Below are 13,620 nucleotides of genomic sequence, written 5' to 3'. Positions count from 1 at the left end.
TTCTGCTATTCGGGTACTGCCAGCGCTGCGGTAACCTCATTAAAAAAATTCTTCGCGTACTGCGAAACTGTAAAATTAGCCGAGGCGTGTTCTTGCGCCTGTTCGGATATCCTTCGGTATAAATCAGGGTCTTCCAGCAAACGGACGATCTGATCAGCCAGCACGGCTTCGCCCCCTTTAAACAAGAGGCCCGTTCTTTCATGTTCGATCAGCTCGCTGCTGCCTCCGGAATCGTAGGCGACCACGGGTACTCCCCGCATCATACTTTCGATCGTTACACGCCCCATCGCTTCGTTTTGAGAGCACATGAGGGTGATATCCAGGGAATTATAAATAGCATCCACATCCTTTGAAAATCCGGTGAAATCAACCGCATTTTCAAGTTTATGGGCTTTGATGTAATCTTCCAATGTCTCAAAATAGGGCCCGGCACCGACTTCGCCCACGATTTTCAAACGGGTAGGATACCCCCTCGTGTTCAGTAAATGCACCGCTTTGATGGCAGTCAACTGGTCTTTCGCGGGGTCGATCACGCCTACAACGCCTAACGTTACGATGTCTTTCCTGGTTGCCGTCCTCTTAACGGGCGGATCAGATACCAGCCCATTATAAATCAGCACACTACGAGTCGTGACGCCTGTTTCGACAACCCTTTTTTTGTAAATACTTTTGGAGATACAAATGAGTGTCCATGCCTTGTCGGCCCAGAAACGGAAAGCCGTTCTGCCGAAATTGTACTTCAGATTATAATCTTCATACACAAATTCGCGCAAATGCCAAAGATGCCGGCGCCCCGTAAAGAACGCCACCAGCGCGCCGATAAAAATGACGGAACTGTTGGAATGGATCAGTCCCACCCGCCGGGTAACGACATAAAAACTCAGATAAAGCGCCAGTACGACATTCATCGTGAATTTGACCACACTGCGTAGCTTGTCTGCCGTACCTTTTGGCGACACATCCCACGCCAGCGGGATTACGCTGTGACTGATACCGATTTTTTCCAGTTCACGGGTAAAATCGCCCTTTTCGCGACAAACGACGTGCCAGTCGACGCTGTTCCGGAGGCTGCCAATCAATGCTAATAATGACCTGTTCGCCCCGTATAAGTTTCCATAGTGGCTGATTGTCAATATCTTCGGCCTGCCGCTCTTCATTATATTCGATCAACGTCAATGTTTGCAAGTAACCGGCCCGGGCCGGCTTTCCATTGACGACTGTGGGATTTATTGTTTAACTCTTTTCTTCGCTACCAGAATGAATGTACAGGCATCCTGGTCCTTTCCTGCCTGGGACGGCAACTTATCGAACAGCATGATCAATGGTTGAATGATCATCGCAAGTACCGGACGGGCGATTCTTGGTATTACAAACGTGATACCGTCCTGAAACAACTGCAAGCCCATTGCCGAGCGGCCGATAATGCCTTTAAAATGAATTACCTCGAATCCGGCCTCGGTAACCACCTTTCGCAGCCCGGTGGAAGTCCATCGCCAGAAATCCGTAGGGTCGGGGTGGAACATCCAGTAACCGTGGGTACTTAAAATAAGCTGCCCGTCGTCTTTCAACACGCGGTGTGCTTCCGAAAGGTATTCGCCGGGATTCACTACGTGTTCGAGAACCTGCGTTGAAAGCACCACGTCGAGGCTTTTTTCAGGAAGTTCGATTTGTCCTTCCGGTGAAATATGAATGTCGGCGATCTTGTTTACAGCGAGATCGATGCCAATGTATTTTTCTACAAAAGGAGCGATCAGCGGTTCGTAAGGCTTGTTGCCACAGCCGTAATCCGCCAATACCAGTTTCCTTGGACTCTTGGCGACAAAATCCCTGATCACATCTTCGATCGCTTGCCGCAGCTGACGCAGATAGTAGTAGCGGGTTGCCATTCTTCCAAAAATTGAAGGGTACAGGCGTTCAATACCGGGTTCTCTTTCGTACATGTTAGATTGATTTAAATGATTTAATTTATAGAGCGTTATAGTTTCGGGTTAGGGACGCCTGGCAAGTATTTTCTGATCAGACTGATATTGAACAGTGAAAATATGATGAACGCAATGGCACTTTTGATGCTTAGTGAAATGAGCGCGGATTGGGCATCGACGATCTGAAAAGCCGCCTGGTGGCTGTTGATCCATAATCCTGCGATCATTGCCAGCGCCAGACCGAAATGTTTCGCGATTGCACTGAAAAAGACAGAAGCCGGCTGACGGAATATGTAATGCAGCAGCACAAAAAATATCAGTACAAAACTTACCCAAAACGCGATAACCAACGCGTAGGCCGTCACAATCAGCGATTTGAACACTAATGTTCCCGTTACAATGGCGACGATCATGATCGCCGAGCAGGATAAACCCAGCCTGAAAAGTATGTCGGTCCTGCCCGTAGCCTGAAATATCGCCCCGGCGCTGGAAGAAATCATTTGCACCCAGATCGAAATGCTCAGCACCCGCAGGATAGGTACTACTTCCATCCACCGCTCGCCTAAAACCAGGTAAATGATTTCGTCGGAAGAGAAGTAGACGAATATCGAAATAGGGATACCGATGGCTGCCAGGATTTTCACCACCTTCATGTACTCCGTGAAAATCACTTGCACGTTGTGCTGGAATTGCGCCAGAACGGGGTGAAGCACAGGCGTTATTACGTGGGTCAGGTTCGAGATCGGGTAGGTCATGAGCTGGTAGGCCTGGTTGTAAATCCCCAGGCTCTGGCTGCCCATATACTTGCCGATCAATATGTTATCGAGGTTTCGTGAGAAGTAATTGATAAAATTGAACGCAAACTGGTTCATAGAGTACCGTGCGACTTTCCGTGCGGCCTTCAATGAAAAGCCTCGCTGCACTTTCAGCCCCGAGAAATAGAGGCACAAGAAGAAAATGCCCATGCTGGATATGATAGAACGCCAGACGATCGCATAGTAGCTCCAATCCGCATTCGCCATAAAAATAGCCAGCACGCCGGTAACCAGCGATACGCTCACTTCCACTGCACCGATCGTTTTGAATGCCTTCGCCTTAATGAGCAGGTTTTTGGGTACGACCGTTAAGGCGCTGAATAGTACGTTAATCGCCAGTAGCTTGCTGATAATCAGGTAAATATCGTTCTGGTAGAACCAGGCAATGGCGTAAGACAACCCCGCGAAGCAAACGGCAAGCATCACGCTCAGGAAAAAGCTGAGCTTGAATATGTCCGATATGTCCTTTTTCCCAAGATCCTGGTTCTGGACGATAGCCACGCCAAGGCCGATATCACTGAGAATGTTGAAAAACGCTATGAAAACGGTGATAACGCCCACTACACCAAACTCCGAAGGTGAAAGAAGCCTGGCTAATATTGAATTTACAATAAGACCAATGACAATGCCACTGTACTTCGTGATGAACACAGTGATTGCCCCTTTCTTGATCTCTTGCTGAACCTGCATATTCCTCCTATTTTCTTTTCAATTTAATCAGCACCAGCAAAACAGGAAAAAACAGCGAAAATAACATACTCGAACTTTTTCCATAACCTATTTTACACACCGCTTTCCAGAACACTTTCGCCCCGAACTTCCGGTACATCAAAAGTCGCCAGTTCTGTATGTAAAGCAATGTAGTTTCCAATCGGAACCGTTGAATGGATGAAACGGGCAGTTTTTTGTAATTGTCGAAAATCTCGCCGACGAGCCCGTCGTCGCCGTAACCCCAATCTTTCTTCTTGACCGGCTGCGTCACGCGTACGGGATTGTCTTTGATGAGGTATCCCACGCCGTTAAGGCCTGAGTACGATACGAAAAACACGAACGGATAAATGTTATCAACACCATATTTCATGTACGCGTCGTGCAGCCCTTCGCGTTTCAGGACGATGCCGCTGATCTGATGACCTTTCCAGGAATATTTCAGGATAGAATCAAATCCCGGCTCAAATCTCTGCACCGGCCCGATAAGATCCCTTGAATCGGCAACGAGCTCGTTATCGACAGACACGGGCACATAGTTAGGAACGATGACGGTCGTTTTGGCGTCCTTCCTGATGAGCTTCATGCAGGTAGCCAAATAGCCGGCGTCGATGAAATCGTCGTCACCGAGGTACATCACATAATCCGTTGTACTCTTTTCGAGAACGAACAATGCATTGGCTTTCAGCCCGATGTTGGTGTCCTGCCGGTGTAACGTTATTCCTATTTTAGCCTCGTCCTTAAACCTCTTAACTTCGTGGTATGTATTGTCGGTGGAACAATTGTCCGAAACGATAAGGCTAACTTCCTCAGTAAAACCGCCTGCCGGGATAATTTCCGACAGAATTTCGAGGTTTTTTATGAGAAATTCCATCCGGTTATAGGTAGGAATGAGAATAGTTAGCATATCTTGATCGATCGGGTGTTAAGTGTGTTTATCTTTAAAAGGTGGGGGGGATTATGCATTGTACTCCTGCAAACTCTCATTAATCGCGATCCGTGGCCGCCATTCGGGAAAGATGTTACGCGTTTTTGTCGGATCCAATGCCAGGAACTTCATCGACTCGTCGTATCGTTTCAGCCTTTCCTCTTCGCGCGGGCGTGTGGCATTCATGGTTTCATATACCAGTGAAACGATGTCTTTCACGAGCATTGTTTCCACGCAGGGTACATTATAAATCCCGGATGGCGCGTCGGAATCCAGGAACAGGCTGATCAGGTCGGCTACGTCGCGGACATGGACGTATTGCCGGGTTTGGTTACCGCTCGTCAAAACGGGCGTTTCGCCCCTTGCGATTGAATGTACCAGATAAGGCAGCAGCCGCTTCGGGTTTTCTCCCGGACCGTAAATGGTTGGCAGAATGAGATGATAAAAGCCGAAATCCAGCCTGGCACTTTGGAAAAAGCGGGTAAGGAGCCTTTTGGAAATACCATAGTCATTGGGCGAAGACAATAGCGACGCTACAATTTCCTGCTCGGTGAAATGTTTTTCCTCCGAATTGTTCCCGATCTCCGCATAAGAGCCAAAAGTGACCAGTTTACCCTGGAACCCGTTCTTTTTCAGGAAATTGGCGAGCTCTATCGGGAGATAAGTATTCAGTTCGAAAACAAAATCATCTGATTTGTTGGCCTGAATGCCGCTCCCCGCGCAGTAAACGATGTTGTCGAAGTCAAGCAATGCAGGGAAATCCAGCTTAACCGACGGATAATCGAATGGAACGTGGACGGGTATTCCGGAATGATTGCTTCTGCTATATCCGCAGACGCTGTGACTGGATTGAAGTTTGGCCACCACATAGCGGGCAAGGAACGACTCACTGCCGATAACTGCGGTTTTACGATGCATATTCTTCAATATTAGCCTTCAATGCGGCAGCCGCATTCTGCGGAGAGACGTGGCATGTTTTATACCATTCCAAAGTTTTACGGATAGCTGTTTCGGCGTTGTATTTGGGCTTCCATCCCAATTCGTGGATGGATTTGCTGATATCAAGTTTGAGCAGGCCGGCTTCATGCGGCTGATTGGCCAATGCCCTGGCTTCGTAGGAGCCGCTTCCCCAGTTGCGAACGGCGATTTTCACCAGTTCTTCCACCGTAAGGTTGTCTTCCGGCAGCGGACCGAAATTCCAGGAATCGGCATATTTCACGGGGTCATCGACCATTTTTGTCGCCAGATGGAGGTAACCGCCCAACGGTTCGAGTACATGCTGCCACGGCCGTACCGATGCAGGATTTCTAACGATAATAGGGCTATCCTGGGCGAGCGCCCGGACGATATCGGGGATAATCCTGTCTTTCGCCCAATCGCCGCCACCGATTACATTCCCCGCCCGCGCGCTGGCGACGGACTTACGGTGTTTGGAATAGTCGGAAGGACGGAAAAATGAATTTCTGTAAGAACCGATGATCAACTCCGCGCACGCCTTGCTCGCACTGTACGGATCGTATCCGCCCAGCCGGTCGATCTCGCGGTAAGGGTAATGCCATTCTTTGTTTTCGTAGACCTTATCGGTGGTAATGAGCACAACCGCGCAAGGTTTTTCGAGCCTGCGCACACCGTCCAGCACATTGGCTGTGCCTACTGCGTTCACCGAGAAAGTTTCGGATGGAATCTCATATGAAAGTCTCACGAGCGGCTGGGCTGCCAAATGGAAAACGAAATCGGGTTGGAAAGAGGCGATCGCTTCAATTACTGTTTCACTGTCCCTTACGTCGCCGATCATCGATTCACAAAGCGTGTCGCCGTTGATGAGGTAATACAGGTCGGATTTGTTCTCGGGGGCCAGTGAGTATCCTTTAACGATCGCACCGAGTGAGTGAAGCCATTGCAGGAGCCACGAACCCTTGAAGCCCGTATGACCGGTCAGGAACACCTTTTTGTCTTTATAGTAATGTGTCAAGTGTTGTAAATCCATATTTTTTAATTCCAGTTTTTCCAGGGAGCGTTACCCGACTGCCACAAATTTTCGAGTTCCTGCTTGTCGCGAAGCGTATCCATCGGTTTCCAAAAACCCTGGTGTCTGAACGCGACCATTTTTCCGTCCCGTGCAATATTTTCCAAAGGCTCTTTCTCGAACACGGTGGTGTCGTTGGTAATGTAGTCGATAACTTCGGGCTGGCACACAAAGAATCCGCCGTTGATCCACGCTCCGTCGCCTTTGGGCTTTTCGAGGAACGATTCGACCTTGTTTCTGTCGGTAATATTCAATGCTCCGAACCGCCCGGAAGGCTGCACCGCGGTTACTGTGAGTAGCTTGTTGTTTTCCTGGTGGAACCGGACGAGTTCCTTGACATCGATAGCTCCCACGCCGTCGCCGTAGGTCAGCATGAATGGTTCGTTGTTCAGGTATTTGGCGACTCTTTTCACACGGCCGCCGGTCATGGTGTCCTGGCCGGTATCTACCAGCGTAACTTTCCAGGGCTCCGCTTGTGAATTGTGGATTTCCATTTTGTTATCGGACATATCGAAGGTAACGTCCGATTGGTGAAGGAAATAGTTGGCGAAATATTCCTTGATCACATAACCCTTATAACCGAGGCAAACAACAAATTCATTGAATCCATGTGAAGAATAAATCTTCATAATATGCCAAAGAATGGGGCTGCCGCCAACCTCCACCATCGGCTTGGGTTTTACAACAGTCTCTTCTGATAAGCGTGTGCCTAAGCCTCCTGCTAGTAATACAACTTTCATTGCTTATGATTTGCTAAATGGTTATGACATCCGTAAAGATCGCAGGCAACCCTACCGGTTTGCACCTGACACGATCTTTTGTATTACTTTTTCTTTAAAGAGGAGGATATATAATATGGTAAAAAAGCCCCCGAGGAAGCCGGAGATCAAGCCGATTCGCAAGCGTTTGGGGCTGCTTTTGAGCAAAGGAACTTTCACCGGTTCAAGCACTTTAAAAACGGGACGTTCTTCTTTTACATTCACCTTGGCCTGTTCGTATCTTCTCACGAGGTCGCTGTACAGCGACTCGGCCAACACGTATTCTGCCTGCAACCGCTGCTCTTCGATTTTAGCGGTATTGGAAAAGATATTCCGGTTCTGGTCGCGATAACTTTGAAGTGCGTACTCGGCGGTGCGGAGCCTGGCTTTGGCTTCTTTTACGCGATCGGACAGCAGGCCTTCGCGCTGACTTGCCTTAGACGACCGGTAATCTTCCACATAGTCGACAAGGTATTTTTCTGCCGCTTCAACAAGGATTGCCGAAACGAACGGGTCCAAAGTTTCCGCGCTGATATCGATTACGCCACTTTTGGGGTCTACTTCCGCGGAGAGTAATGCGATAGCCCCGGCGATCTGGGATTGTTCCTGAAGAGAATAAGAGAGGATCCCCTCCTTTTTAAGCTTTATTTCCTTTTTGGGTGCTTTCGGCGACGAAGAGAACAGGCGGGACAGAAGGCCCGGCTTTTGCTGCGCCCGCATGAAGTCCAGAAGTGTTTTGTAAGATTTGTTTTCCTGGTCAACCACAGGCTGTTTGAGAAGATATTCACCAAACGGCGAGCTCTGCATAATAGTCGGGTAAAGCTCGGGTTGCAGCTTTTCCGCACCGTCGCCGGTGAGCCCCGCACCCAGCAGCGAGAATGACCCTCTTTTGGGGCCGCCGTATTCGGGCAGCAGGCTTACCCTGGCCTCGTACTTTTTCGGAAGTGTGAAGCTGTACAGCACACCTCCTATCACCGATGCGATCGTGACCAGAATTAACATTTTAATGTACTTCCTTATAAAAAGGATAATATCGATAAAACGTACTTCGGATGCATTGAACGTACTCCCGGTGCTCTCGGCTACTTCGGCTTTTTTCTCTGGATAGGATATCATGATTAATTTCTGCTCAGGGTAATTGCAGCTAGTGTGAGTGTACTTACCATCGATGCGATGAAAGAGAACAGGGCAATACGTTCACCCGGCGTTCTCTGACGTTCCGGTTCTGCTACCTTCACCGGAACGGTAACGACAGCGCCGGGTTCAACTTTCGGGAAAGATCTGAAAAACAGGAAATTTTTAGTACGGTGTGTCCGACCGTTGGGATAGGACACATATACGCGTTTTTTCCAGCCCTGCTCGGTGTAACCGCCTGCCTGGGAGATATAGTCGTCGTAGCTAAACTTGGGGTCAAAGTTCATGACCGACGGATTGTGCACACCACCCTGGATCCGCACCGTTTCCAGTCGGCGTGGGATAATAAGCGTGTCGCCATGCATAAGCAACAGGTTGGCCGACAGCGAAGGCTTCCTGATAATCGCTTCGATATCGACCGCGATCAATTCCTGGCCACGATAAAACCTCGCACCGGGCAAGTACGCCTCCGGCCGAAGCCCGCCTACTTTGGAGAAAAGGTCGGAAATGCGCTCGAAATTATTAATAATGGTGTAATTGCCGGGATATTTAACCTCGCCGATGACGGTAACAGACTTCTGCGCTTCGTAACGCGGCGATTTACGCACCACGACGATGTCCTGCGGCTGCAATTTAAATTTCTGGTCTTCGGGATTGAGTACCAGGTTATCAGCTACGTCTATCGTGAAAATGCGGACGTTCTGTGAAGCAGGCAGGTCGAGTGTATCATTTTTTACCCTACGCGATACCTCGATACGGTAGGGGATACCACCTTCGGTGTAACCGCCGGCCTGGAATATAAGGTCGGCGATGGTAATGTCTTTATAATAGTAGTAGTTACCCGGATTGATTACCGACCCGGAAATTGTCAGGAACGTGAATTCCTTGAGATCCTCCACGGATTTGATCGTCAGAATGTCCCCCGGGAGCAATGGGATATCTTCAATTTCCCCGTTAATCAGTTTGCGGAGGTCTATCGCCACGATGCCCGTCTGGGTTTCACCGCTCGATCTTTCCAGGATGGCCCTGTTCAGAAACGCGCGGGGGCTGATACCCTGTGCCATCTGAATCAGTTTCAAAACCGTATTGCAACGTTCTTCCAATGCATAGGCGCCGGGCAGGGTTACCGCGCCACGCACTTCAACCTGGTTAGTGACAACATCCAGGATTCGCTTTACATTGAAAATGTCCCCGTTTTTGGGAGTGAAGGATTCGATCTGAACGGAGTCGATGCTGCCGATTATATAATTGGTGCCGGTATTGCGTTGGTAGGTGAGCGTTTTCGTGTAGGCTTCCGGCGTGAAGCCGCCCGCATAACGGATTAAGCTCATCAGGCTTTCTCCCTGTTTCGCTTCGAAAATACCCGGACGTTTCACCTGGCCATTTAACTCGATGCGGGTCTCGAAAGGCCGGATCAGGATAATGTCCTGATCCTGAAGTGCGATATTGTCCCGGAGATCGGCATCCACCAGGAAGCGGTAAAGGTCGATTCTTTTGATGACGTTGTTGTTCCGGATCACTTCGATGTTCCGGTAAGAACCGTTGAAACTCGGGCCGCCCGACAGCGAAAGCGCATTGAAAGCCGTAGCAAGTGACGAAACCGTGTAAGTACCCGGACGGGCGGCTTCACCGGTGATCATCACGCGGATACTGCGGACATTGCCCAACGTAATGGAAGAATACGTGCCCGATCCCGGACGGTTCAGCGTGGAGTAGGCCTGCCGCAAGCGGTTCACGATGCGTTCGCTCGCCTGTTCGATGGTTAAGCCATTTACATAAACCGGCGCCAGGTTCAGCATTTTCACGGTTCCTTCCGGGCTGATTTTCATACGGAAGTTATCCACTGCATTGCCGTAAATATCAACGACGATTTCATCTTCCGGTCCGAGAATATAATTCCGGGGCGTTGCAATGCGGAGGTTGGGCTCGAATGTAGAAGATGCCCGTGCAAAGAATGCGGATCCGAAAGTGCGGCTCAGCCGACGGTTTCTCGAACGGCGCGCATTAGTGGAGTCGCGTTCGTTGTTCGCTTCATCGTCCAGCTCGTCGAGCTCGTCCTGTTCTCTCGTTTCGTCGAGCTCGTCACGGTTGGGATCGTCGGTCTGCTTTTCGTTCGGTTTTTGTTGCAGCCGTTTGCGCATCGCCGATATCTGATCCAGTGTATAGCCCCTTTGCAGCGCGGCCCTTTCGATGTCCATATCGGACATACCCGCCGACTTTGCCTGATTATAAAAATCGACGGCCTGCTGATTGGTCACCTGGGTCGGATCGATCTTAGGTTGCGTCGGATCCGCGGTTGGAAGCTGAGGAGAAGTATTGTTCTGAGCAAAAACCCCGATGCTGGCCAGGAGGAGCAACAACATAAAGGCATTCCTGAAATAATTTCTTAGAAAGGATTGATAATGCATGCAGTGTAGTTTAATTACAGTCAGCAGCTTTCCGTTCGCGGAAGGCCCTGGGGTTAAATTTAAGTAAGCTCGGGGCAAATCTACAAAATCTTATTTTATTTAAATTATCCGGCGGACCGTGATCATTTTGATCCGGAATTGACGCCCTCTACCTGTATTGCAAGCTCTTTCAGCTGTGCTTCGGAGATAGGCGAAGGCGAATCGATCATCACATCGCGACCCGAATTGTTTTTAGGGAATGCAATAAAATCCCGGATGGAATCGGCACCGCCGAATATAGAGCAAAGCCTGTCGAAACCGAATGCAATCCCCGCATGAGGAGGAGCGCCGAATTCAAATGCATTCATCAGGAAACCGAATTGTTCCTGCGCCTCTTCCGCTGAAAATCCGAGGATTTCGAACATTTTTCGTTGCAGCTCTTTTTCAAAAATCCGCACGGAACCTCCGCCCACTTCAACGCCGTTGATCACCATATCGTATGCATTGGCCCGTACCAGGCCCAAATTTTTATCCAGCAACTCGATATCCTCCGGTTTGGGGCTGGTGAACGGGTGGTGCATTGCAAACCAGCGGTTTTCTTCTTCGCCGAATTCCAGTAACGGGAAATCGACCACCCACAACACCCGATATTCGTCCGGATTGCGCAGGCCCAGGCGTGAGCCCATTTCGAGCCGCAACTCATTGAGCTGCTTGCGTGTTTTATCGCCTTGTCCCGACAGGATCAGCAAAAGATCACCCGGCTTTGCATCAAACGCTTCAACCCATTTTTTAAGCTCTTCTTCCGTATAAAATTTGTCTACGGACGATTTGATTGATTCATCGGTGTTGTAACGGACATATACCAGGCCCTTCGCACCGATCTGAGGACGTTTGATCCAGTCGGTCAGTTCGTCGATCTGCTTTCTCGTATAAGCGGCGCAGCCTGGGGCGCAGATACCTACAACAAGGCCGGCATCGTCGAACACACCGAAACCTTTTCCGGAGGTGAGGTCTCGCTCTTCGCCTTTCAGCTCCACAAATTGCATATCAAAGCGTATATCCGGTTTGTCCGAACCGTACAGACGCATCGCGTCGGCGTAAGTCATACGCGGCACTTCCGGCAGATCGATCCCCTTGACTTTGCTGAAAAGCTCGCGGATCATGCCTTCGAAGGTATTCAAAACGTCTTCCTGGGTTACAAACGACATTTCACAGTCGATCTGCGTAAACTCGGGCTGACGGTCGGCGCGCAGGTCCTCGTCGCGGAAACACTTCACGATCTGATAATAGCGGTCGAAGCCGGCCACCATCAGAAGCTGTTTGAAGGTCTGCGGCGATTGCGGCAATGCGTAAAACTCACCGGGGTTCATACGGCTGGGCACCACGAAATCGCGGGCACCTTCCGGCGTGGATTTGATCAGGACCGGCGTTTCGACCTCGATGAAATTCAGATTATCGAGGTAAGCGCGGGTATGGCGTGCCACTTGATGGCGCAATTGCAGGTTTTTACGCACCACGTTCCTGCGCAGGTCGAGGTAGCGGTACTTCATGCGGATATCGTCGCCGCCGTCGGTTTCATCTTCGATCAGGAATGGGGGCAGTTTGGCGGGGTTCAGAATGCTGAGTTCCGATACGCGGATCTCGATATCGCCGGTAGCGATTTTGTCATTTTTGGCAAGGCGCTCTATTACCGCGCCCCTGGCCGAAATCACGAATTCGCGGCCCAGCGAGCGGGCGGTTTCCAACACATTTGCGGGGGGTTTTGCCCTCTTCGAAAAGAAGCTGGGTGATGCCGTAACGGTCACGCAGGTCGAGCCAGATCATGCCTCCCTTGTCGCGGACGCGCTGAACCCAACCACATAATACAACGTCTTGATTTACATGTCCTAAGCTTAATTCCCCGCAGGTATGTGTACGTAACATATAACTATTTTAATACTGAGATAATGAAAGTCGCTGATAATAAATGCGGCAAAAGTACGTAATTTTAGCAAATCTAACATGAAGTGTTTTTTATGAAAATATATGGCAGTGCGGGCGGACGAGCGGGGTCGATTCTTTCTTCACTTGTTTTTTGCATCACTTGTTCCTGTGGCGACCCGGAGCCGGCGCCCGGCGGGAACGGCTTGTCGGACCAGTTTGAAACAGCTCCCGAGCAATTCCCGATAACCGCCGGTATTGTTGACGAGGCATCGGGGCTGGCTGCCAGCGCGACGATGCCCGGTTATCTCTGGACTGTCCAGGATTCGGGCCGGCCCAATTCGCTTTATCTGATCAGTAAGGACGGGAAAACCATTAAGGAATATCAGGTGCCGGGTGCCGACAACCGCGACTGGGAGGAAGTGGCCGTCGGACCGGGGCCGGACAACGGCAGGTCGTATGCCTATATTGCCGACATTGGAAATAACAACCAGCCGGCAACGCCTGTCAATACCATTTACCGGATACCCGAAATCACCGGTACCGGCGGTACTTTCGATCAGAATGCATTGCAAAAGATTAGTTTCAGCTACCCCGACGGCCCTCGCGACGCGGAAGCATTGATCGTGGACCCCGTTACAAAGGATGTTTTCGTTTTGTCAAAGGAAATGCAAAGCACCAATGTTTACAGGTTACCGTTTCCTCAATCGACAGGTGAAACCATTGTTGCCGAAAAAGTAGGTGCCGTGCCCGGGGTAGCGCTTGCTACGGCGAGCAGCATTTCCAGGGACGGAAGTGAAATAATGGTCCGTACTTATCTGGCCGTATATTATTGGAAAAGGAGCAATGGGGAAACCGTCGGGCAGGCGCTTGTTAAATCCGCTAACAAAACTTTGACCGTCGCTCTTGAACCGCAGGGGGAGGCAATCTGTTTTGAAAACGAAGGCAAGGGTTTCTACACGTTGAGCGAAAAGGGAAACGCCGCCAGCGTGTCACTCAATTATTATAAGAGAAAATAATCG

General features: G+C 50.0%; 10 protein-coding genes and 1 pseudogene. 1 reads left to right on the top strand and 10 read right to left on the bottom strand.

Annotated elements, in window-relative coordinates; all coding sequences use genetic code 11:
• Nucleotides 1–5 precede the first annotated feature (5 nt).
• The 10 genes and pseudogenes from ABV298_RS09465 to aspS all read right to left on the bottom strand — a co-directional run bounded on the left by ABV298_RS09465 (nt 6) and on the right by aspS (nt 12,601).
• A complete protein-coding gene (locus tag ABV298_RS09465) occupies nt 6–1,079 on the bottom strand; it encodes a glycosyltransferase family 4 protein (RefSeq protein ID WP_353721890.1) in 1,074 nt (357 codons plus the stop codon).
• Between the two features lie 147 nt (nt 1,080–1,226).
• Nucleotides 1,227–1,940 carry a class I SAM-dependent methyltransferase gene (locus tag ABV298_RS09460; protein ID WP_353721889.1) on the bottom strand — a complete coding sequence of 238 codons (714 nt, stop codon included), beginning with the start codon at nt 1,938–1,940 and terminating at the stop codon, nt 1,227–1,229.
• 35 nt (nt 1,941–1,975) lie between these two features.
• Complete coding sequence (locus tag ABV298_RS09455) at nt 1,976–3,427, bottom strand: lipopolysaccharide biosynthesis protein (RefSeq protein ID WP_353721888.1); 1,452 nt, start codon at nt 3,425–3,427, stop codon at nt 1,976–1,978.
• Between the two features lie 7 nt (nt 3,428–3,434).
• Nucleotides 3,435–4,352: a glycosyltransferase gene (locus tag ABV298_RS09450; RefSeq protein ID WP_353721887.1), complete on the bottom strand. Its 918-nt coding sequence runs from the start codon at nt 4,350–4,352 to the stop codon at nt 3,435–3,437.
• A gap of 51 nt (nt 4,353–4,403) precedes the next feature.
• A complete protein-coding gene (locus tag ABV298_RS09445) occupies nt 4,404–5,291 on the bottom strand; it encodes an NAD(P)-dependent oxidoreductase (protein ID WP_353721886.1) in 888 nt (295 codons plus the stop codon).
• Complete coding sequence (rfbG, locus tag ABV298_RS09440) at nt 5,281–6,360, bottom strand: CDP-glucose 4,6-dehydratase (protein WP_353721885.1); 1,080 nt, start codon at nt 6,358–6,360, stop codon at nt 5,281–5,283. Before rfbG ends, ABV298_RS09445 begins: the two co-directional genes overlap by 11 nt.
• Nucleotides 6,361–6,365: 5 nt before the next feature.
• Complete coding sequence (gene rfbF / locus ABV298_RS09435; protein WP_353721884.1) at nt 6,366–7,139, bottom strand: glucose-1-phosphate cytidylyltransferase; 774 nt, start codon at nt 7,137–7,139, stop codon at nt 6,366–6,368.
• Between the two features lie 51 nt (nt 7,140–7,190).
• Nucleotides 7,191–8,273 carry a Wzz/FepE/Etk N-terminal domain-containing protein gene (locus ABV298_RS09430; RefSeq protein ID WP_353721883.1) on the bottom strand — a complete coding sequence of 361 codons (1,083 nt, stop codon included), beginning with the start codon at nt 8,271–8,273 and terminating at the stop codon, nt 7,191–7,193.
• A gap of 2 nt (nt 8,274–8,275) precedes the next feature.
• A complete protein-coding gene (locus tag ABV298_RS09425; protein ID WP_353721882.1) occupies nt 8,276–10,699 on the bottom strand; it encodes an SLBB domain-containing protein in 2,424 nt (807 codons plus the stop codon).
• A 122-nt stretch (nt 10,700–10,821) separates the two neighbouring features.
• A pseudogene (gene aspS / locus ABV298_RS09420) lies at nt 10,822–12,601 on the bottom strand (aspartate--tRNA ligase).
• A gap of 92 nt (nt 12,602–12,693) precedes the next feature.
• Between aspS and ABV298_RS09415 the strand changes: the two are divergent.
• On the top strand, nt 12,694–13,617 hold the full coding sequence (locus ABV298_RS09415) for a PE-PGRS family protein (RefSeq protein ID WP_353721881.1): 924 nt from the start codon (nt 12,694–12,696) through the stop codon (nt 13,615–13,617).
• The last annotated feature ends 3 nt before the right edge of the window (nt 13,618–13,620 follow it).

Source organism: Dyadobacter sp. 676 (genome assembly GCF_040448675.1).
Classification (GTDB): Bacteria; Bacteroidota; Bacteroidia; order Cytophagales; family Spirosomataceae; genus Dyadobacter.
The sequence above is the reverse complement of the archived record's forward strand: the minus strand, read 5'-3'. Positions and strand labels throughout refer to the sequence as shown.